Raw genomic sequence first — 19,904 nt, forward strand, 5'->3', positions numbered from 1 at the left:
GGATGCCGGTTACCCAAGAAGGATGGTATCAGCGTAGAACAGGTGCGCAATCTTTTGGTTCCGGACTCAAGTGTATAGCATGAGCAAAAACGAAAAAACCGTCGATCTCGCTGAAAAGCTTTGGACCCGTCTGCGCGCCGGAAAACCGGCAGGCGGACGCCATCCGCAGATTTGTGGCGACATACCCATGTCTATAAGTCGGGATGGAACATGGTTCTATCAAGGTGGTCCGATTGGCAGGATCGAACTTGTCAAACTTTTCTCATCCGTATTGCAACGTGACGAAGAAGGCGGTCATTGGCTTGTGACTCCGGCCGAAATGGCACGAATCAAGGTCGAAGACGTTGCGTTTATCGCAGTCGAGATGGAAAAAAACGGCAAGGGGGAGGCATCGGTCATTCGGTTCAGAACCAATATCGATCAGTGGGTTGAGCTTGATGAAAGCCACGGTTTGCGGGTGGAGCACGATCCCGAAACCGCTGAGCCATCGCCTTATGTGCAGCTTGATCGCGGGCTTGAAGCACGGCTGAACCGGGCGGTATTCTACCAGCTTGTGGACATGGCGGATGAGATTATGGAACCGGAGACCGGCAAAGTGCGTATCGGTGTTTACAGTCATAATAAGTTCTTCGAGATCGGAACCTTGGAGGAGGCCGACCAATGACACCGGCCCAGATCATTGCGGCGCTGAACGCACCGCGCGGCGATATCCTGCAGCGGCGCGGAGATCATGCGGTCGATTATCCCGGTTCGAAATCAAGGGCACGTGCCTTCGCCGAAGGAGAACTGATAGCCCGCCCGGCTGCGGTTCTGGTGCCACTGGTGCAGCGCGATGAAGGTTTGCATGTCATTCTGACACGCCGCACCGACCATCTTAGCGATCATGCCGGCCAGATCAGTTTCCCTGGTGGCCGTCAGGAAGACCATGACAATACGCTGGAAGAAACGGCACTGCGCGAGACCGAGGAAGAAATAGGACTGGCGCGTGTACATATCGAACTGGTCGGCCGTCTTGATGATTATTATACCGTAACCGGTTATCAGGTTACGCCGGTTGTCGGATTGATCACGCCGCCTTTCGATCTTGCGCCAGATGCACATGAAGTGGCAGAAGTATTTGAAGTACCGTTGGAATTCATCCTTGAGCCTCGAAACCAGAAACTGCAGACCGTGACCTTTGAAGGGGCGAAACGCCGTTATTTCGCCATTCCGTACTGTGAATATTACATTTGGGGGGCAACGGCGGGGATGCTGGTGAATTTCAGCGAAGTCCTGAAAGCCAGCGCAGAGCGATAATGATTGGAGACCATTGGTAATGTTGCGACAGATTATCCAGATCGTCCTGCCCGTTATCCTGCCGTTTCTGGTTTATGGTCTGTGGCTTAAATGGGCACGGGCGAAGGCCATTCGGGAAGGCCATGATGTGATCCCGCCTTGGGACAAAGGGCCATGGCTTTTGCTGCTTGGTATCGGTGTAGCATTGGCGGCGGCAATCCTGATTGTGACGGCACTTGGGACTGGCGCATCACCTGATTCCATCTATCATGCGCCGACATTGAAGGATGGTGTCGTTCAACCTGGATATTTCGAACCCAAGGAATAATCCGGAACAAGCCATCTGCTTGCAAGGTTTCAGGCCAGCAAAGATTTACCGATGACCGCACTGACAGCAACAGGCCATTTGCAGCCTTACGGGGTCATGACCCATCCCGATACGGCACGCGTGTTTGACGCAATTGCAGCACACGGCGGCAAGGCACGTTTTGTTGGTGGCCTTGTGAGGGACGCGCTTTTGAAGCGCGATCTGGTCGATGTGGATATTGCCTGCGATCTGAGACCGGAAGAAACGGTTGTCGCCCTTGAAAAGGCAGGACTGAAAGTTGTCCCGACCGGGCTTAAACATGGTACGGTGACAGCGGTCACCGATACGGCTGCCTATGAAATCACGACGCTGCGCATTGATGTGACAACCGATGGCCGCCATGCCGAGGTTGCCTTCACCGATAGCTGGCTTGGCGATGCCAAACGTCGCGATTTCACCTTCAATGCAATTTATTGCGATCCAGACGGGACGATTTACGACCCGTTTGATGGAGAAACCGATTTGCGCGAAGGGCGGGTGCGCTTCATTGGCATTGCCGAGGATCGCATCGCAGAGGATTACCTGCGTATTTTACGGTTCTTCCGTTTCCATGCGTGGTTCGGGCGACCTCCGCTTGATCCGATCGGTGCCGAAGCATGCCGCAAGGGGGCTCATGGGCTTCGAAGTATTTCCCCGGAACGTCTTCGTGACGAAATGCTGAAACTGCTGCGTTCCCGCAGTCCTGCGGCCACGATCAAGGACATGATCGGTTTTAAAGTCCTGCCCGTTATATTGCCGGATCTGGCAGATACGTCGCGGCTTCGCATGATGGAATGGCTTGACAGTTCCGCCCTTGCCGATCCAGCGATTATGCCCGATCCGTTGCGTCGCCTGGCAGCCCTTTATCGTGCGCCGGAAAACACCGATGATGATTTTCTGGCAGCAACCGATTTTGGTAAGGCATTGCGATTATCAAACGATGAAACCGAACGTTTCGCTGCGATGATTTCCAATGCCAGCCTGATCAGCGTAGATATGTCTGAGGAAACAACCCGCCGTGATCTTTATCGTTTGGGGGCCGACGCATTTCGTGACGCGGTTCTGATTGCCTGGGCCACCCGGGCTTCGGTCCCGCCTCGTCCCGGAAGTGTTGAAAATAAGCAATGGCAGGGTTTGTTGCAGGCGGCAACCGATTGGACACCCGCGACACTGCCAATACAGGGGCGTGATATTCTGGCGGCTGGTCTTGCACCTGCTGGACCGCAAATGGGGCGGTTGTTAAAGCTTGCCGAGGAATATTGGCTTGCCAATGCCTTTGTGCCGGAGCGCGACGAATTGATGGCCTATCTGGCGGCGCAAAGTGCCGCAAAGTTGCAGGAGTAATTATGGCCGAAGGTGTTACAGGTCATCGCATTTGCTGTTTTGGTGACAGTCTGGTCAATGGCGTGCGCGATAGCAAAAAGGGGGGCTGGCCAATGCGGTTGGGCCGCCGTTTGCTGGACGAGGCGAAGCGCGAAACGACGATCTATAATCTGGGCATTCGTGCTGAAACCAGTGACGGGCTTAAAGCCCGCTGGAAATTCGAGGCAGAGCTTCGCATGGTGCAGGAATTCCCCACCATCCTGATGTTCAGCTTTGGCGTAAATGATGCCAATCATGCCGAAGACCGTGGCGAAGAAACCACGATGCGGGTTTCCCCTGGCAAATCGGCAGCCAATGCTGCCGATATCATTGGCGAGGCATCAAAACTGGCACCGACATTGTGGATCGGGCCGCAGGCGGTGATTGACGGCAGCAAGTCGAGTAGGGAAATCAACGAACGTCTTGAGGGGCTTAATCAGATATATGCCGAAACGGCACGTGGGTTTGATGTGCCTTATCTTGATTTGCATGCCACAACCCTTGCCGATCAGGATTGGCAGCGTGCGCTTCGTCGCGGGGATGGATATCATCCTGACCGCGCTGGTTATGACCGGGTTGCAGAACTGATCTGGAACTGGGATGGCTGGAGACGCGCAATCGGGCTTTAAGTCCGTGATATTGCAGTCTTACTAGACATAGAAATCAACCAGACTGCCGCGGTTGCTGGATGCGTTGATGAAACTGCCGTTAGACTGTCCTTTGGCGCCATAACCGTTCGCGGCATCTTCTGACTGTTTGTTTTCCAGCGTCAGGGGATTCTGCCCTTCCTGAAACCGGCGTTCATTGCGAGCTGTTTCCGCCGCACGCTGAACACGTTCGATTTCGTCGTCCGAAAGATGGATCGAATTTGCGACTTGCTCTACGGATTGTTTCTGCTGTTCGTGTTGGGCCTCGGACGTGCGCGGAGAAACCGGGCTCGCAGGGCGAACCGGGATCGGCGGCAGAATTTCAGACGTGCTGGTAACGCTGATCATAATGGCGGGATGGCTCGATACGTTTGTTGTTACGGGCAGCATAAAAGGCATGCTGCGATAATCCGGATTTTAGCGTCAGCGATTTTAAAGAAAAGTCTTATTTGCAACGATAAGGCGAACCACGCAGGTTATCCGGCTTCTGGTTGCGTCGATGTGGCGGTATCGGTGGCATCATAATGACCGCTGGCAAACCGGGTCGGGCTGTTTTTGGCGACTGCCTTCAGCTTGGCTGCCTCGATTGATATGTGATCAAGGGTGATATCCGTACGCTCCGGCGGGATACGAACCAATGCGGCACTTACGGTCATAAGTGGAAATTCGCTTGTTTCACCGTTGCGTCCTTTGCCAATCAGATAACCCTGATCGCGGGTTTTGGCATCATAGAAGCTTTTGATCTGTTCATCGAACATGTATTGGGCACGTTGTACCGCGTTGACAGCATCCTCGAAATCAATCGACTGAACATAGGCAAAGAAATCATCGCCACCGATATGGCCAACAAACCAGTCATTCTGGCTAAGTGCTTTGCCAAGTATGTCCTTGAAAAGCAGAATGGCGCGATCCCCCTGCCGGAAACCGTATAGATCGTTGAAGGGTTTGAAATTGTCGAAATCAAAATAGACAGCAAATCGACGGCGACGCGGTTTGGCGAGTGCATTTGCGGCATATCGATAAATGGCACTGTTCCCCGGGAGGCGCGTCAGCGGATTTTCATCGCGGGCATTAAGCGTGTTGCGTTCATTGACAGCGCGTAACAGTGCACTTTGATCCAGAACCCCAAGATAAAGTCCGTTCTCGGTCAGGATCACACCGTCAAGCGAGTCTGCTGCCACAAAAGTTTCAAGCAGTTCTGAGAGACTGGTATTGATGTCTGCAATGGGACAACGGCGTAAAAACCGGCTGATATTGGTTCGGTTCGCCGGATTTTGCAAAAGCTCGCGCCCGAACGGGGTATAGATGAATGCCTTGAAATCAGAGTCCCGGATAACCCCAAGCGGTTCGCCTTGCCGGTTGATAACCGGTGCGATGGCAATGTCGGTATTTTTCTGGAAATAGGATAGAATCTCGACCGGGTTGATATTGTTTTCGATTGGTGGTGTTTCAAGAAGATATGACCGCAACACATCACCATCACGTTCAACACCGCGCCGGTTTTCCAGTGAAACACCGGAAATGGCAGGCACAATATCGGTACGTTCTGGTAAATCGACAGACGGCCGCGCGATGAAAAAACCCTGAACCAGATCGCACCCGATCCGGCGACAGCACAGAAATTCCTCTCGGGTTTCAACGCCTTCGGCGACAACCTGTGCGGCAATCATGTGCGCGAAAGCGGTGATCTGCGATACAAACAGTTCCTTGCGCCGGTCGCGATCAATGCCGTCGATGAAAAACCTGTCAATCTTGATAATGTCGGGTTCGCATTCATACAGGGCGCGCAACTGGGCAAAGCCACTGCCGTAATCATCAATTGCTACCTTGAAACCCTGACTGCGATATCGCAGCAGGATATCCTGAAGGTACTGAGCGTTGCTGATGTCGTGCCGTTCGGAAATTTCAAGAAAGATGGTGTCGCGTTCAAGTCCGGCATTGCGCAGGAGTTCTGCTGTGCGACCGGGCTGATAATCCCGGGTGCGGACAACGCGACTGTCAAAATTGTAGAAAAGTTTTAAACGACGGGCTTCGGGCAGACGCGCGAATTTTGCAATCGCCTTCTCGCGCAGCATCATATCAACACCGTGCAGGTTTCCGGTTTCCCAGGCGGTATCGAAAAGAGACTGGATAGAGCTAAAGCCACTGTCTTCCCAGCGACGCAGCAAGGCTTCATATCCGAAAACATGACCGGTATGCGGATTGACGATGGGCTGAAAGGCAAAGTCGACTTTCTCGACGATTTGCTTCCAGTTTCGAAGGCGAATAGCTGGCCCCTCCGATCTGTCAGCAGTCAGTTCGTCCTCCGCATCAAATGCCAAGGCTGTTCCCCGATCTTGAAAAATTTTACCGACCCTTTGGTTAGCAAAGCATCATGAATGATGTACCGCTCCTATCGCAGGATCGGCAACAACCTGATGACAGTACAGTTACGAGTATGTGACATCCGCAGAAAACCGACATTTTTTGCGGGATTTGGTCGAGTATTCTTATACGGAAAGCTAGACAAATTTGGCGATCCGGGTGGATCGTGATCAACCGCGCAGCAATTGCGCCAGCGGATGATGTTCTTGCACAAGGCCGCGCAATCGCGATTCGAGAACATGCGTATAGATTTGTGTCGTCGAAATATCGGAATGACCTAGCATCTGTTGCAGACTGCGCAGATCAGCACCGTTTGCCAGAAGGTGACTGGCAAACGAGTGACGCAAGACGTGCGGTGATACCCGTGACGGGGAGATTCCGGCTTCGGCGGCTAGGTCTTTGACCATATTCAGAAACATTTGCCGCGTCAGATGACCGGACTTCCCGCGCGACGGAAACAGATAGGGTGAGTGGGCGGGTTGTTTTGCCTTTGTCATTGGAATGAAAGAGTCCCGGATTTCAAGGTAGTTTCGTAAAGCATCACGTGCCGGATCGGACAACGGCACGAGGCGCTCCTTGCTTCCTTTGCCGCGCACGATCAACATTTGCGGATCGCGCGCTGCGGCGGAAAAAGGCAGCTCAACCAGTTCCGAAACGCGCATGCCTGTGGCATACATCAGTTCCACCATTGCCAGAAGCCGCTTGCCTTTGATGCCGTCATGGCGGGTTGCGGTGATAATCAGCCGATCAATTTCATCAATTGTCAGAAACTTGGGCAGTGTATTGCCCTGCCTGGGGCTGTCTATATGGGCGGATGGATCGTCATTGCGATATCCGTCGGCATAAAGGAATTTGTGAAACTGCCTTAAGGCTGAAAGACGCCGGGCCTGGGTACGCGGCGCCAGACCGGCATCGCCAAGTGATGCCATGTATTTTCGAACATGTATGTCCTGTGCCCCGACAAGGTCTGATTTCTGCCCGGTCAGACTGGCAACATAATCTTCGAGATCGCGGCGATACGCATCGAGCGTATGAATACTCGCACCGCGTTCTGCCGCCATCATTTCCAGAAAGGCAGCGACCAGATTACTGTTAAGCGGCTGGGCCACAATTCATATCCGTTACTGGCTGCGTGCCATCAGTATTTCGACGGCAAGGCGACGTGCTTCTTGTGTCAGTCCGATATGGTTGAGTGCGGCAACCGCATCCGAGAGGTCCTTTGGGTCCCCATCCGGAGCGCCGGCAATCTGCTGTGCCTGAATGGCCAGGGCAACCGTCTTGCCACGTTGCATATTCATTGCTGCGGTTTCAAGATGATGGCTGACAGCCGTGCTGATGGTCTGGCGCGTGTCAAGATAGGGGGCGGTCAGAAGCACATTCCAAAGTGCGACCGGTACTTCGATCCCGAATCCGTCAAAAAGGCTGAAGATCAGTTCTGCATCACGTTTTGCCTGTATCTGATCGCCACGCGCCGCGTCCATTTCCTGCCATTCGGTCATACGGGCACGATGTTTGGCTTGCGCGTCGCTCATCGGGGCGGATGTCGTCGCTGGCGGGGTAAGTGTCACAGCACCGCCAAGTCCATATCGCACCGGTGTCGTGGCCGTATCATCGGGCAGATTAACCGTAACGCTGCCGTTGGACGCGTCGTCATCGGCCTCGGTCATCATCGAGGCACCTGTATCCTCCAGCCCGGCAAGTGCAAGAACCGGATATAGAAGGATCAGACGGGATTCGATATCGTTCCCCGGATTGGCGTTATTCTTGGCGGTTTGCAGCCAGCCAGACGCACGTTCCATATTGTCTGCGGCGACCGAGGCTTTGAGCGCATCAATTGCGAACCAGGAAAAATCGCCATTCACGGGGATATCGGCCAGAAGATCAGATGTCAGACGCGATGCCTGTGCAAAATCACCATTTATGATTGCATTGTCGTAAAGAGCTGCGAGGATTTCCGCACGTACCGCCGGAACGTCACTTTTGCCCGCCGCCTGATAAAGTTTGGCATACTGACGGGCCGGGACGGCTTCTGGGGCAGCATCAAGGGCGTTGATAAGTGTATCGGCATCAAATGACACTGCGCCATATACGTTGCGCAACCGGGTAGTATCAATCAGGCCCAGACTTTCAGCTTTCCGTGCGGCTTCAAGCCGGATATCGGTCGATGTTGCCGACGCATTGACCAATCCAAGAATGGCAGAGGGATTGCCGGTCTCAAGTTGACTGGTCGGGATGTTTTGTTTGGCGATTTCAAGCAGGGCGATGTCAATCGGTCGCAGATTGACCAGAATGTCCGAAGATGCGGCGGCACCGTTCCTGATGGCGGCAACCAGACCAAAGAACGTCTTGTCGGTTTCACCTTCCATTTCGCGGACCAGATCGGTCGAGAACGAGGCCGATGCACGGTCATTGGCATGAAGGGCGCACATGACATTGGCCTTGAGCCAGAAAAGATCATCAAAACTGTTGCCGTAACCATCAATCGCGGCACAGGCATCGTCAAGTTTACCGGAAATCATTAGGGCATTGACTTCTGTCTGGGCCAGAAGCGAACCGCGTGCGCCTTGCGGAGTGGCACGAACAAGAGCAATTGCACCATCGAGTTCCCCCATATTGATCAGTTTGGCCGCACGCGTTTCGAGCATGCTGATTTCCTTGTGATCATCGGGAACTGCCGCGATGCTCAGTAGCAGGCGACGCGCAAGATCGCGGGCTGTGTGTGTGGCGGGTGTTGCCGGAAGATCCGTGAGCAGGCGCGCAGCAGTTTCACGGCTGGTGCCATTCCACATGTCAACGCCAAGTCCGCCACGTTCACGTCCCAGTGTGCCGACAGCTTCGGCATCGACCGCTTGGAGGGTTACTGTCTGTACGGCATCGGGGGCGCTGGGGAATGTTTCGGGTTGTGTCCCGTCACCCTGACCGAAATTGTTGTTTGTGGTGGGAGAGGACGGCGCAGATTGTGAATTTGCGTTCTGTTCTGCTTCCTGTTTCAAAAACAGTGGCACCGGTGCCTGTGCATTGGCAAAAGCCGCGGGCAAGGTGATTCCGGCGCCTGTCATCATGGTGATGAAACAGGATTGCATCAGCAGTCGAGAACGCAAGCGCATGTCAGTTAAACCTCGAATTCGGAATGGTTTCTTCCATCTGGGTTGTCGGTGACGGTATATCCCAGGTGACCAGAAATGTTGCGCCACCAACGATGACGGCAATGATCAGCAATAAAATGAGACGCGAAATTATCTTCATGGTTTCCAGACTTCAGTGCGTTGGTTCGATATGCGCAAAGATAAGTATGCGGAGCCCGGTACAGGATGCAAGACAGAGCCGAACCGATTTGGCCCTAGCCATGAATTCAGCCTGTGATTTCTCCAACCCCGTTCCCCGAACCTTTTCCCTGACATTCCAATTCGGCGATATAAAGGCAGTTTAGGGTCCGGGTCCTCACAGAGGGTTAACGCGATTGGCAAAAGTTTTCGGTCGGTATGCAAATGACCTGGCTACCCGATAGTGCGTAGATCCCCTGTGTGACGAAGGAATTTGTCGGTCAATAGCGCGGTTTGCTTGCGTTTAGACCTTAGCTGGCCTAAAGAAATGGGTAAATTGTGTGATAACCGGATTAAAGACAGGACTGCAAACCGATCATGGAGAGCAATATTGCCGAGTCGGGTTTGCGCGATGACGTGCTTGCAAATATCCGGACAAGCCTGAAAGGCAGACCGCTGGTGTTTATCGGTCTTATGGGGGCCGGAAAGAGCTGCATCGGACGGATGGTCGCCAAGGCGCTTGATCTGGATTTTGTCGATGCCGATCGTGAGATCGAGGAAGCCGCAGGCTGTTCGATCGCCGACATATTCAAACTGTATGGCGAAGAAGCCTTTCGCGACGGCGAGGAACGTGTGATCGCCCGATTGCTTGATGGCGAGCCGCTTGTACTTGCGACGGGTGGCGGTGCGTTTATTCGCGAAAAAACCCGTGCGCTTATTCTAGAAAAGTCGATCTCTGTCTGGCTGCGTGCCGACCTTGATCTATTGCTGCAACGTACCAGCGGGCGGACGCATCGCCCGCTGCTGAACAATGGTGATCCGCGTCAGATTCTCGCTGATCTGATCGAGGCGCGCTATCCGGTCTATGCCGGGGCTGACATCATTTTTGATTGTGACGAATCTTCCAAGGAAGAAACGCGCGACGGGGTTCTGGCCCTGCTCGCACGTTCATTTGATAAAGACGGGAATATAATCCGGTGAGCAATCAGACGCCCTCCGCTGCAAAAAGTCATGACGTCCTTCGCGTTGAACTTGGCGCACGCAGTTATGACATTCTGGTCGGCAGTAACCTTCTGGTAGATACAGCCGGTCATATTGCACCGTTCGTTAAAAAGGCCGGTGTCGTCATTATAAGCGATGCGACGGTCGCCGACCGTCATTTGCCAACGGTTCTGACATCGTTGAATGCTGCCGGGATTGCACATCGTGAAGTTATCGTTCCCGCGGGTGAAAAATCCAAAAGCTTTGCCGTGTTCGAGGATGTCGTTGAACAGATTCTTGCGATGGGGATTGAGCGTTCAACCCTGATCATTGCACTGGGCGGTGGTGTTGTTGGCGATCTTGCCGGTTATGTTGCCGCATCGCTTTTGCGCGGTCTTGATTTTGTTCAAATCCCGACAACCCTGCTGTCGCAGGTCGACAGTTCCGTTGGAGGCAAGACCGGCATTAATTCGAAATCGGGCAAAAACCTTGTCGGGGCGTTTCATCAACCGCGGCTGGTTCTGGCTGATACGGTGGTACTCGATACGTTGCCGCGTCGCGAAATGCTGGCCGGTTATGCCGAAGTCGTTAAATATGGCCTGATTGATGATCCGGAATTCTTCGACTGGCTTGAAAGCAATGCCGAAGCTGTTCTGAATAATGATGGCCCGGAACGCCGTGTTGCCGTAATGCGGAGCTGTGCGGCAAAGGCACGGATCGTTTCGCAGGACGAGCGCGAGTCCGGAAAACGTGCCCTGCTTAACCTTGGGCACACTTTCGGCCATGCGCTGGAGGCCGAAACCGGATACGGAGCAAAGCTTTTGCATGGCGAAGCGGTGGCGATGGGCATGGTCATCGCGCATGATGTTTGCGGTGCCATGGGGATGGCTCCGGCTGGTGAAAAAGACCGGATTGTCAGCCATCTTAAATCTGTCGGATTGCCGGTATGTGCGTCTGAAGTGCCCGGCATGCACTGGGACATCGACCGTTTGATCAGTCATATGTCACGTGACAAAAAGGTAAGCGACGGCGAGATTACGTTTGTGATGACGCGTGGAATCGGCAAGGCCTTTACATCCAAGGCGATGGATATCCAGAAAATGCGTGCAGCCATTACCCGGTCCTGCCACGCCTGATATCGGGCAGGGCTAAATAAATCGCTGTGAAGTCGATGACTTGCCGGATCGATGATTGACCTGATACCTCGCAACAGCACAATGTGATGATCTGTTGTGTGTACCCATTGGAGACGGACCTGAATGACAATCACGATTGTCGTGATTTTTATCCTGCTGATGCTTTCGGCTTTCTTTTCTGGCTCGGAGACTGCGCTAACGGCGGCATCAAAGCCTGTCATGCATCACAAAGAACAGGATGGGGATCCAAGGGCAGGTATCGTCAACCGGTTGCGTCAGTATCAGGAACGTCTGATCGGGGCGATTTTGCTGGGTAATAACCTTGTCAATATTCTGGCCTCGGCCCTGGCGACGTCGGTCATGATCGAACTGTTTGGCGAGCGCGGTGTGGTTTATGCAACTGCAGCCATGACAGCGCTTGTGCTTATATTTTCTGAAATCCTGCCGAAAACTTATGCGTTGCAACATGCAGACAGCATGGCGCTTCGCGTTGCGCGACCGATGAGTATTCTGGTCGTTGTCTTTGCACCCGTCACCCAGACCATTCAGGTGATTGTCCGTGCTACCTTGCGATTGTTCGGCAGTGGCGAAGGCCCGGGAACGGATCGCGAGCGTGAATTGCGCGGTGCGATCGAACTGCATGCAGATGATGTGGTTGTTGGCGATCACCATGCCGAACGCACAATGTTGCACGGGGTGCTTGACCTTGAAGATGTCGGGGTTTGGGAAATCATGGTGCACCGGCGCAAGGTGCAGATGATCGATATCACCCGCCCGATGGAAGAAATTCTTGATACGGTTCTCGCAAGTCCGCACACGCGTATTCCGATCTATGACAAGGACCCTGACAATATCGTAGGTGTCCTGCATGCGCGGGAGGCGTTAAAGGCGATTGTTCGCGGGGCCAAACCGAAAACTGCTGAAGATGTTCGCGCACTGAGTTCCGAACCATGGTTCATCCCTGACAGCACCACACTTGCCGATCAGCTTAAAGCGTTCAAGGAACGTCACGAACATTTTGCCATCGTCGTGGATGAATATGGTGCCTTCGAAGGCGTTGTGTCGCTGGAAGATATCCTTGAGGAAATCGTTGGCGATATCGCTGATGAAACCGATGTCGAGGTTGTCGGAGTCCAACCACAAACGGATGGCTCGGTAATCGTGCGGGGGGATGTAACCATTCGCGATCTGAACCGTCGGTTTGGCTGGCGCCTGCCGGATGAAGAAGCGGCCACCGTTGCCGGTTTGCTGCTTTACGAGACCCGTCGTATTCCCGATGTCGGGCAGCAGTTCCGTTTCCACGGGCTGGAATTCGAAGTATTGCGCCGTATTCGCAACCAGATCACCCGGATCAAATTGCGCGAAGTTCGCGAAGTCGCCACCGACGAACTGAACTAGCACCAAGCCCGCCAAAACAGACAGGCAGCACGGGAGGCCGTGCTGTCTGTTTTGCGTTATTTGGCGTAAAACTGTTCTGTTAAATCTACTTATCGGTTAAAATGATCATCAAAGGTCTTGATCGATGTGATTGCAGGGCCACTTGCAAATAAGGGCCCCAATGCGCGTTTGAAGCGCTGTTTCAGGCGATCTGATCGGGGCAGGGCACGTGGCAACAGCAACCCGCAGAGAGAAAAATATGGATACGAAAATCGTACCTGGTGTGGTCAAAGAGCAGTCGATCGCAACCTTGAATCCCGCAGACTCGGTTATGGATGCCGTCAATATGATGACCGAACGCAAGATCGGTGCCGTGATCATTGTTGATAACAGTGCCAGACTTGCCGGTATCTTTACCGAACGCGATCTTGTGAACCGGGTTGTGGCGAAGGGACTGGATGCGGCATCCACACCTCTTAAACAGGTCATGACGGCCAATCCCGATACGCTTGGTCCCGATGACACGGCAATGAATGCTCTGGAATTGATGAGTGCCCGGCGTTATCGCCATCTTCCGGTAATTGACGGAGAAACTGTTGTCGGCATGGTCTCCATTCGTGACCTTTTCAATGTCGTCAAGGCACAGCTCGAAGAGGATTTGCGGGAACGAGAGAAGTTTATTTTCGGTTCCGATTACGGCGTTGCGTAAATCAGAGTCTGTCGATGTATTATGCTTTATAGCGGCTGATGCGGGCTTGCGCGTCAGCCGTTTTGCATTTTTGAAGGTTGACAACGTAGCGGTTAATGTCTTTACGTTTACGTAAAGGAGAGATGCGCCATGCCCTTGTCCAGCCCTGCTGCTGAGCGTGAACATATCCACACCCGCAATGTCACCTGCACCGGATATCGCCGGAAGGACGGTCTTTGGGATATCGAAGGCCATATTACCGATACCAAGACATACGGGTTTGAAAATAACGACCGTGGGGAAATACCGGCGGGTGTGCCAATCCATGAAATGTGGCTGCGCATTACTGTTGGAGATGACATGGTGATTAACGCGGTCGAAGCCGTTACAGACCATGCACCATTCAATGCCTGCGATGAAATCGCCCCGAATTACGAGGCACTGGTCGGACTTCGGATCGGGCCAGGGCTGAAACAGCAAATCCGCGAGAGGGTCGGCGGCATTCACGGATGCACCCATCTGACGGAATTGATGGGACCGGTTGCAACAACTGCCTTTCAGACAATCTTTCCTATCCGTGCCCGAGAAGCCGAAGAACGGCGTAAGCAGCAGGAAAAGGACGGCACCGCATCGAACCCGCCTAAAAAACGCAGGTCCCCCTTGGTCAATAGCTGCCATGGCTGGCGCAGCGACGGTGCTGCGGTCAAGCGCATAGCCCCGGATATGTATACCGGCGACTGAACCGCGATCTTGTAACGACAATTACCAGCCACAATATCATCTGTGATGGGTTTTCGGTGAAGATCAGGTGTTGCATGGGACGCCACACGCAGTCATGGGAACGAAATATTTTCAGGCAATCGGCATTTGCCTGTATCAGCATTTCGCGACTTTGTCTGGCCGCATTCGGTTTTGCCTTAATCCTGAATAGTTCGTCCGCAGGGGCACAGGATTTCCCCGGTTCACCCGGAGAGGATGCTTTTCTGATCCTGCAAACCAATCTGCAACCCCCCTATCAGCAATTGCAGGATGGCATTCTTCAAGGCTATTCCATAACCGTATTGAATTGTGCGTTTGACCGGATCGGTGTGGGCTACGGAATTGCAATTGCACCCCGCCAGCGTAATCGGGAAATGGTTAGAAACGGGCAGGCGGATGGCTTTTTCCTAGCACGGATAAGCCCGATTATGGACGAATACGCCGATCCTACCTTGCCGCTAGCCCTTGAAAAATGGGTCTGGATTTCAGCAGCCGGGCAACAGGGCAGTTTCGCGGCAATCCCGGCACCTGAAAGCCTGCTGTCTGTTGGCGCCATCCTTGGTTCGAACGAGGCCGAGTGGCTAGTCGAACAGGGATATCATGAAATCGCCAAGGTGCCGTCGATTAACTCGCTGATCTCGCAGGTTCTGGCCGGGCGGGTGGAATATGCGCTGGTGGACAAGCAGACATTTGAAGCCGCACGCGACGACATGGGGCATCATGAAACCCAGTTCAATATTCAGTTCGAACGATATGCGCCGCTTGTTGTCTATTTTGGGCGCGAATATACCCGCCGCAATCCGGATCTGATTGCGGCCCTGAACACGGCACTTCGTACCTGTGAAACTTTGCCCATGCGGCTTGAGGATTGGGAACGCGACCTTATTACCCGCCAACAATTGCCGATGATCCGTTCGATGGCAGGTGATCCAAAGCTGATTGCAGCGGTCCGGACTGCATTGGGCGGGGCTGATGTGCGCGCAGGGGCACTTGCCGATCTGGATCGTGAATGGCGGCGGGACAGTGAACGCGGTGTCGCCAGTGCCAAGGCGGCCGAGATCCTTGAAAATCCTCTTTCCGATATGTTGCGTTCATTCCAAGAAGACGATGCCGACAATATCGCGGAAATATTTGTCTTCAACACCAAGGGCGCGGTGATCGGCATGAACCGCCTGACATCTGATTTCGATCAGTCCGACGAACCAAAATTCAAAGTCATAATCCGGCAGGACCCTGATCTGAGCCAGATCGCCGATATCTATTTTGACGGATCGACCCGTACCTTCCTGTCGCAGGTGACAGTGCCGGTTATCGATCCCGATACCGGAAATATCATTGCGGCAATGACGGTTGGCCTTGATGTCTCGGGCGCTTTGCGTCCCGATAGCTGATCGTCGGTTCAGTTCTGCTTTGCCGGGTCGATGATTTTTATTTCAATGGAACTGTACCAGTCGGCCGCTGCCTGGATATCTGCATCCGTCAGGTCAGCCGCAATCGGCGACATGATTTCATTATTTCGTTTGCCGTTCCGAAACGCTTTCAACTGGGTTTCGATATAGATATTGGTTTCGCCCGCAAGGTTCGGGGCATCCGGCATTTCCGAGATGCCGTTCGCGCCATGGCACGCCACGCAAAGTTCTGGTGCATTGTCGCCGGGTTTTCCGGTGGGGAATGTGGTGGTAATTTCAAAATGGCTGTACCAGTCGGCCACGTCTGAAATCTGCTGATCTGACAGGCCTTTGGCGACGACGGTCATCATTTCGTGTTCCCGGCTGCCATCGCGAAAGGCGCGTAACTGGGCTTTGATATATTCCGAAGGTTCGCCACCGATGTGGGGCGCAATAGGGACGCGGGCAAAACCGTCCAGCCCGTGACAGGTGCGGCACATTCCCGCAACTTTTCGACCAGCATCAAGATCCTGCGCCAAGGAGACCCCGGCGGGCAGAAGCCCGCCGAGGATCATGAAAAGCACTATCCGCATCAGGAGCCCTCGTACCAGATGCGGTAAAGTGCACCGGCAAGGTCATCGGACACGATCAGCGATCCATCCCGAAGTTGTGCGACATCGACCGGACGGCCAAGATATTCGCCATTTTCATCAATCCAGCCTTCGGCAAAGGGTTCTGTACTCGCATTGCCGTCGCTGTCGATAAAGGTCACCATTACCCGCGCGCCGACCGGTGTTGTTCGGTTCCATGAGCCGTGCTGGGCTGAGAAAATGGCATTGCTGTATTTGGCGGGAAACATCTTGCCGGTATAGAAGCTCATGCCAAGGTCAGCGGCGTGTGCCACGGTTTCCACAGCCGGCATCACGACGTCATAGGGGACTTCTTCACCGGCATATTCGTTGGTGCGAACGTCGCCACCACCATACCAAGGATGACCGAAATGCTGACCGGCTGCGGTTTGTCGGTTGATCTCACCCGGGGGAATATCATCGCCCATGCCGTCAACCTGATTATCGGTCCACCAAAGTTCACCTGTTTCAGGGTGAAAATCATGTCCGACCGAGTTGCGAACACCATAGGTGTAAACTTCGCGACCGCTTCCATCGATATTGATCCGGATGATGCCACCGATCCCGTGTTCCCGATACAGTTCCAGCTTGTCTTTGGGAGCAACGTTGAACGGCTGCCCAAGCGAGATATAAAGTTTGCCATCCGGGCCGATTTTGCAAACACGTGCGGTGTGATTGTAACTTTCTTCGGATGGCGGGACCAGTTCACCCTCTTTAACGACATTGAATGCCGCAACATCCGGGCTTTCATAGAAAAACTCGGCTGCGGGGAATGTCAGAACCCGGTTCTGTTCTGCGATATAGAGCATGCCATCTGGTGAGAAGCATGGACCGTTTGGAATGGAAAATCGTAAAGACGGGGCGAAGTCTTTTACTTCGTCCGCAACGCGATCCTTGTTGCGGTCAGTCACCGACCAGACTTTATCCTTCCGCGTGCCTACAAATGTTACGACCCCCTGCGGGCCAACCGCGATATGGCGGGCATCGGGCACGACAGCATAAAGGGCGATCTTGAAACCGGCCGGCAGGGTAATGCGTTCAAGAGTCTTTTTGATGCCGTCGGCATAGTCTCCGGTTTGTTCAATCCTGGTGAATTCAGTGGTTCCGGTCGACTGGAAGTTGGAAAGCTTTTCGAGATTGTCCGGGGCAGGGGCCTGCGCGTAGGCCGTTCCGGACATAAACAGGGCGACGCTCGCCCCGACAAGGCGTGTTTTCATCACATAGTCCTCCCGTTTGTATCGGACGCAGATTTGACCGGCGCCCGTGTTGCATGTGCAGCGAACTGGACGTGCAACTTCTGGGCAGATATTGCGCCGAAAGATAGCGGTCGTCTAAGTTGATTTCACCATGTGGAATAAACGCAATGGTTATTTTGGGGCGGGGGCAGCGGCGTACTCGGCAGGCGTCATGGTCTTGAGCGCCAGTGCATGAACCCGGTCCTTGAGAAGCTGGTCAAGGGCGATATAAACCAGCCGCTGGCGATTGACGCGATTCTCGCCTTCGAATTTTTTTGACACCACTAGCACCGAAAAATGGGATTCGCCACGCGGGTCGGCCCCGGAATGACCGGCATGTTTTGACGAATCGTCGAGGATTTCGAGTTTCTCGGGGGAAAATTCCGTGGTCAGGATGTCTCGAATCTGCTGGGCTACCTGCATGACAATGGCCTCTTGTTTCGGTGTGTTTCACATTGATGAATGCGAAAATCTAACTGTTGGCAACGTTCTGGCATGCGATGGCAGTTTTTCAAGCCTTTTATCGCATTAAATCGGCCCGTATGATATTGCGAAGCCGGATGATCAGAACATATAGACGCAGATGAACCGAGGCCAACGCAACAAGCGCAAAACCCTTTACCACGAAGAACCAGACCTGCCCGAATGCGAGTGGCCGGGCTGTGAAGGTCATGGCGAATTTCGCGCACCCAAAGATCGCAAGCTGCGCGACTATTACAAATTCTGCCTCGACCATGTCCGGGAATACAACAAGTCCTGGAACTACTACGAGGGCATGAAGGCCGAAGACATTGAAAATGATGTCCGGCGCGATACCCATTGGCAGCGTCCGACCTGGCGGTTTGGTCATATTCGCGGTGCCAAAAAGCCGTTCAACTTCAAATTCAGCGACGGTTTCGGTTTCTTTAACGAAGATGGTGACCCGACACACCATGGCCCGGGTGGCGATCCGGCCGGTGACCGGAAACGCAGAAGTGAAGACGCCCAGCGCCGAGCAGGCGCGATGGGCATGCCATCCGAACAGCAGCAGGCGATGGCGACACTCGATCTTGGCTGGCCGTTTTCGAAGGATGAGTTGAAGTCCAAATACAAAACGTTGTCGAAGAAATACCACCCTGATGCTAATGGCGGGGACAAGGGAGCCGAGGAACGGTTCAAGAAAATCAGTGCCGCCTATTCATCATTGATGAGCTATATCCGCGATCTGGAAGCACGAGTTCCCCTTTGATCTGAATACGATGCCGGAACAGATTTTGATAAAATCTGTCTTGCAATTCACGCCCTGGACCTTTTCATTGTTCGATCCATTTGCGGCGATAGACGTTTTTTGCGCATCTTCCCTTTGTCACGCGCATCTTAGCCGCTATTAATGAGCTAGTTTCAAACGAGACCGCGTCACCGGTCCGATAAAATGCGCGAGTACTTATGAGCCAAGGTTACGAAGCGACAGGTGCAGCCGCCGAACATCCGCTGGATGCACCCGACATCAAAATATCCGTCCGCGAAGCGTTCGGAATTGATAGCGACATGAAAGTCCCGGCATTCAGTCAGGGCAGCGAACATGTCCCCATGATCGATCCAACCTACCGGTTTGATCGCGATACCACATTGGCCATTCTGGCGGGCTTCGCCCATAACCGCCGTGTGATGATCCAGGGGTATCATGGGACGGGTAAATCGACCCATATCGAACAGGTCGCTGCACGCCTGAATTGGCCATGTGTCCGTGTGAACCTTGATAGCCACATCTCGCGTATCGACCTGATCGGCAAGGACGCCATTGTGTTGCGCGATGGCAAACAGATTACGGAATTCCGCGAAGGCATTCTGCCCTGGGCGCTTAAACGCCCGGTCGCAATGGTGTTTGATGAATATGATGCCGGTCGTCCGGACGTGATGTTCGTGATCCAGCGTGTTCTGGAAGTCGATGGCAAGCTGACCCTGCTTGATCAGAATAAAGTCATCCACCCGCATCCGAATTTCCGCCTGTTTGCGACGTCGAACACGGTCGGGCTTGGCGATACCACCGGTCTTTATCACGGGACCCAGCAGATCAACCAGGCCCAGATGGACCGTTGGTCGATTGTGGCAACGCTTAACTATCTCTCGGTCGCGGATGAAACCAACATCGTCACGGCTAAGGTGCCGTCGTTCGATAATGCCGAAGGCCGCAAGAAGATCGAGGCCATGGTTGCCCTTGCCAATCTGACCCGTCAGGGGTTCGTCGCAGGCGACATTTCGACCGTCATGAGCCCGCGTACCGTTATTACGCTGGCCGAAAATGTCGAGATTTTCGGGGATATATCTTATGCCTTCCGCGTGACGTTCCTGAACCGTTGCGACGAGGTGGAACGCCCGATCCTGGCCGAATATTATCAGCGTTGCTTTGGCGAGGAACTGCCCGAAGAAGCCATCAATGTGATGGTCCGTTAAGGACCATCCATTGTTAAAGCA

Annotated in this window: 21 protein-coding genes; 13 read left to right on the forward strand and 8 right to left on the reverse strand. The window is 53.7% G+C overall.

What is annotated here, in order from left to right; genetic code table 11:
* Positions 1 to 79 precede the first annotated feature (79 nt).
* Genes J7395_RS08010 through J7395_RS08030 form a run of 5 tightly spaced genes read left to right on the forward strand, consistent with a single transcriptional unit; the run spans position 80 to position 3,612 of the window.
* Positions 80 to 664: a DUF1285 domain-containing protein gene (locus J7395_RS08010; protein ID WP_209221144.1), complete on the forward strand. Its 585-nt coding sequence runs from the start codon at positions 80 to 82 to the stop codon at positions 662 to 664.
* The gene (locus tag J7395_RS08015) at positions 661 to 1,296 is read left to right on the forward strand and encodes a CoA pyrophosphatase (RefSeq protein ID WP_209221145.1); all 636 of its coding nucleotides are present in this window, start codon (positions 661 to 663) and stop codon (positions 1,294 to 1,296) included. Before J7395_RS08010 ends, J7395_RS08015 begins: the two co-directional genes overlap by 4 nt.
* A gap of 19 nt (positions 1,297 to 1,315) precedes the next feature.
* Positions 1,316 to 1,603, forward strand: a complete 288-nt coding sequence (locus tag J7395_RS08020; protein WP_062951563.1) for a hypothetical protein — start codon at positions 1,316 to 1,318, stop codon at positions 1,601 to 1,603.
* Positions 1,604 to 1,654: 51 nt separating this feature from the next.
* Positions 1,655 to 2,965, forward strand: coding sequence for a CCA tRNA nucleotidyltransferase (locus tag J7395_RS08025; RefSeq protein ID WP_209221146.1), 1,311 nt, complete (start codon positions 1,655 to 1,657; stop codon positions 2,963 to 2,965).
* A gap of 2 nt (positions 2,966 to 2,967) precedes the next feature.
* Complete coding sequence (locus J7395_RS08030; RefSeq protein WP_209221147.1) at positions 2,968 to 3,612, forward strand: GDSL-type esterase/lipase family protein; 645 nt, start codon at positions 2,968 to 2,970, stop codon at positions 3,610 to 3,612.
* A gap of 21 nt (positions 3,613 to 3,633) precedes the next feature.
* On the opposite strand, the gene J7395_RS08035 is transcribed toward J7395_RS08030, so the two are convergent.
* From J7395_RS08035 to J7395_RS08055, 5 genes are all read right to left on the reverse strand, one after another.
* On the reverse strand, positions 3,634 to 4,029 hold the full coding sequence (locus J7395_RS08035) for a hypothetical protein (protein ID WP_209221148.1): 396 nt from the start codon (positions 4,027 to 4,029) through the stop codon (positions 3,634 to 3,636).
* Positions 4,030 to 4,106: 77 nt separating this feature from the next.
* A complete protein-coding gene (locus tag J7395_RS08040; RefSeq protein ID WP_209221149.1) occupies positions 4,107 to 5,951 on the reverse strand; it encodes a GGDEF domain-containing protein in 1,845 nt (614 codons plus the stop codon).
* Positions 5,952 to 6,164: 213 nt separating this feature from the next.
* Positions 6,165 to 7,103 carry a site-specific tyrosine recombinase XerD gene (gene xerD / locus J7395_RS08045; protein ID WP_209221150.1) on the reverse strand — a complete coding sequence of 313 codons (939 nt, stop codon included), beginning with the start codon at positions 7,101 to 7,103 and terminating at the stop codon, positions 6,165 to 6,167.
* 12 nt (positions 7,104 to 7,115) lie between these two features.
* Positions 7,116 to 9,101: an antifreeze glycopeptide gene (locus J7395_RS08050; protein WP_247742064.1), complete on the reverse strand. Its 1,986-nt coding sequence runs from the start codon at positions 9,099 to 9,101 to the stop codon at positions 7,116 to 7,118.
* A gap of 1 nt (position 9,102) precedes the next feature.
* Positions 9,103 to 9,240 carry a hypothetical protein gene (locus tag J7395_RS08055; protein ID WP_167443535.1) on the reverse strand — a complete coding sequence of 46 codons (138 nt, stop codon included), beginning with the start codon at positions 9,238 to 9,240 and terminating at the stop codon, positions 9,103 to 9,105.
* Positions 9,241 to 9,635: 395 nt separating this feature from the next.
* On the opposite strand from J7395_RS08055, the gene J7395_RS08060 reads away from it, so the two are divergent.
* The 6 genes from J7395_RS08060 (at position 9,636) to J7395_RS08085 (ending at position 15,589) form a co-directional block, all read left to right on the forward strand.
* Positions 9,636 to 10,238, forward strand: coding sequence for a shikimate kinase (locus J7395_RS08060; protein WP_082824728.1), 603 nt, complete (start codon positions 9,636 to 9,638; stop codon positions 10,236 to 10,238).
* Positions 10,235 to 11,374, forward strand: a complete 1,140-nt coding sequence (gene aroB / locus J7395_RS08065; RefSeq protein ID WP_209221151.1) for a 3-dehydroquinate synthase — start codon at positions 10,235 to 10,237, stop codon at positions 11,372 to 11,374. Before J7395_RS08060 ends, aroB begins: the two co-directional genes overlap by 4 nt.
* 123 nt (positions 11,375 to 11,497) lie before the next feature.
* Positions 11,498 to 12,772 carry an HlyC/CorC family transporter gene (locus J7395_RS08070; RefSeq protein ID WP_209221152.1) on the forward strand — a complete coding sequence of 425 codons (1,275 nt, stop codon included), beginning with the start codon at positions 11,498 to 11,500 and terminating at the stop codon, positions 12,770 to 12,772.
* Positions 12,773 to 13,010: 238 nt separating this feature from the next.
* Positions 13,011 to 13,460 (forward strand): CBS domain-containing protein, encoded by a 450-nt coding sequence (locus J7395_RS08075; protein ID WP_062951555.1) that lies wholly within the window; start codon positions 13,011 to 13,013, stop codon positions 13,458 to 13,460.
* A gap of 129 nt (positions 13,461 to 13,589) precedes the next feature.
* Positions 13,590 to 14,180 (forward strand): DUF2889 domain-containing protein, encoded by a 591-nt coding sequence (locus J7395_RS08080; protein ID WP_062958739.1) that lies wholly within the window; start codon positions 13,590 to 13,592, stop codon positions 14,178 to 14,180.
* A 74-nt stretch (positions 14,181 to 14,254) separates the two neighbouring features.
* A complete protein-coding gene (locus J7395_RS08085; RefSeq protein WP_209221153.1) occupies positions 14,255 to 15,589 on the forward strand; it encodes a transporter substrate-binding domain-containing protein in 1,335 nt (444 codons plus the stop codon).
* 8 nt (positions 15,590 to 15,597) lie between these two features.
* Here the strand turns inward: J7395_RS08085 and J7395_RS08090 are convergent, their stop codons facing one another.
* The 3 genes from J7395_RS08090 to J7395_RS08100 all read right to left on the reverse strand — a co-directional run bounded on the left by J7395_RS08090 (position 15,598) and on the right by J7395_RS08100 (position 17,873).
* On the reverse strand, positions 15,598 to 16,179 hold the full coding sequence (locus J7395_RS08090) for a cytochrome c (RefSeq protein ID WP_209221154.1): 582 nt from the start codon (positions 16,177 to 16,179) through the stop codon (positions 15,598 to 15,600).
* Positions 16,179 to 17,432 (reverse strand): PQQ-dependent sugar dehydrogenase, encoded by a 1,254-nt coding sequence (locus tag J7395_RS08095; protein ID WP_062958736.1) that lies wholly within the window; start codon positions 17,430 to 17,432, stop codon positions 16,179 to 16,181. The genes J7395_RS08090 and J7395_RS08095 overlap by 1 nt, the downstream gene beginning before the upstream one ends.
* A 150-nt stretch (positions 17,433 to 17,582) precedes the next feature.
* A complete protein-coding gene (locus J7395_RS08100) occupies positions 17,583 to 17,873 on the reverse strand; it encodes a BolA family protein (RefSeq protein ID WP_209221155.1) in 291 nt (96 codons plus the stop codon).
* 160 nt (positions 17,874 to 18,033) lie between these two features.
* On the opposite strand from J7395_RS08100, the gene J7395_RS08105 reads away from it, so the two are divergent.
* Both J7395_RS08105 and cobS read left to right on the forward strand, forming a co-directional pair.
* Positions 18,034 to 18,678 carry a J domain-containing protein gene (locus J7395_RS08105; RefSeq protein ID WP_062951549.1) on the forward strand — a complete coding sequence of 215 codons (645 nt, stop codon included), beginning with the start codon at positions 18,034 to 18,036 and terminating at the stop codon, positions 18,676 to 18,678.
* A 197-nt stretch (positions 18,679 to 18,875) separates the two neighbouring features.
* On the forward strand, positions 18,876 to 19,883 hold the full coding sequence (cobS, locus tag J7395_RS08110) for a cobaltochelatase subunit CobS (RefSeq protein WP_097051261.1): 1,008 nt from the start codon (positions 18,876 to 18,878) through the stop codon (positions 19,881 to 19,883).
* The last annotated feature ends 21 nt before the right edge of the window (positions 19,884 to 19,904 follow it).

It is taken from the genome of Thalassospira sp. A3_1 (assembly GCF_017744215.1).
Lineage (GTDB): Bacteria > Pseudomonadota > Alphaproteobacteria > Rhodospirillales > Thalassospiraceae > Thalassospira > Thalassospira lucentensis_A.

What these genes read in the sequence shown, in the direction of transcription:
- J7395_RS08085 (WP_209221153.1), top strand. Translation starts at nt 14,255, where the DNA reads ATGGGACGCCACACGCAGTCATGGGAACGAAATATTTTCAGGCAATCG.
- J7395_RS08010 (WP_209221144.1), top strand. Translation starts at nt 80, where the DNA reads ATGAGCAAAAACGAAAAAACCGTCGATCTCGCTGAAAAGCTTTGGACC.
- J7395_RS08070 (WP_209221152.1), top strand. Translation starts at nt 11,498, where the DNA reads ATGACAATCACGATTGTCGTGATTTTTATCCTGCTGATGCTTTCGGCT.
- J7395_RS08020 (WP_062951563.1), top strand. Translation starts at nt 1,316, where the DNA reads ATGTTGCGACAGATTATCCAGATCGTCCTGCCCGTTATCCTGCCGTTT.
- J7395_RS08015 (WP_209221145.1), top strand. Translation starts at nt 661, where the DNA reads ATGACACCGGCCCAGATCATTGCGGCGCTGAACGCACCGCGCGGCGAT.
- J7395_RS08090 (WP_209221154.1), bottom strand. Translation starts at nt 16,179, where the DNA reads ATGCGGATAGTGCTTTTCATGATCCTCGGCGGGCTTCTGCCCGCCGGG.
- J7395_RS08030 (WP_209221147.1), top strand. Translation starts at nt 2,968, where the DNA reads ATGGCCGAAGGTGTTACAGGTCATCGCATTTGCTGTTTTGGTGACAGT.
- J7395_RS08105 (WP_062951549.1), top strand. Translation starts at nt 18,034, where the DNA reads ATGAACCGAGGCCAACGCAACAAGCGCAAAACCCTTTACCACGAAGAA.
- J7395_RS08080 (WP_062958739.1), top strand. Translation starts at nt 13,590, where the DNA reads ATGCCCTTGTCCAGCCCTGCTGCTGAGCGTGAACATATCCACACCCGC.
- J7395_RS08035 (WP_209221148.1), bottom strand. Translation starts at nt 4,029, where the DNA reads ATGCCTTTTATGCTGCCCGTAACAACAAACGTATCGAGCCATCCCGCC.
- J7395_RS08100 (WP_209221155.1), bottom strand. Translation starts at nt 17,873, where the DNA reads ATGCAGGTAGCCCAGCAGATTCGAGACATCCTGACCACGGAATTTTCC.
- J7395_RS08055 (WP_167443535.1), bottom strand. Translation starts at nt 9,240, where the DNA reads ATGAAGATAATTTCGCGTCTCATTTTATTGCTGATCATTGCCGTCATC.
- J7395_RS08075 (WP_062951555.1), top strand. Translation starts at nt 13,011, where the DNA reads ATGGATACGAAAATCGTACCTGGTGTGGTCAAAGAGCAGTCGATCGCA.
- J7395_RS08095 (WP_062958736.1), bottom strand. Translation starts at nt 17,432, where the DNA reads ATGAAAACACGCCTTGTCGGGGCGAGCGTCGCCCTGTTTATGTCCGGA.
- cobS (WP_097051261.1), top strand. Translation starts at nt 18,876, where the DNA reads ATGAGCCAAGGTTACGAAGCGACAGGTGCAGCCGCCGAACATCCGCTG.
- J7395_RS08050 (WP_247742064.1), bottom strand. Translation starts at nt 9,101, where the DNA reads ATGCGCTTGCGTTCTCGACTGCTGATGCAATCCTGTTTCATCACCATG.
- J7395_RS08060 (WP_082824728.1), top strand. Translation starts at nt 9,636, where the DNA reads ATGGAGAGCAATATTGCCGAGTCGGGTTTGCGCGATGACGTGCTTGCA.
- J7395_RS08025 (WP_209221146.1), top strand. Translation starts at nt 1,655, where the DNA reads ATGACCGCACTGACAGCAACAGGCCATTTGCAGCCTTACGGGGTCATG.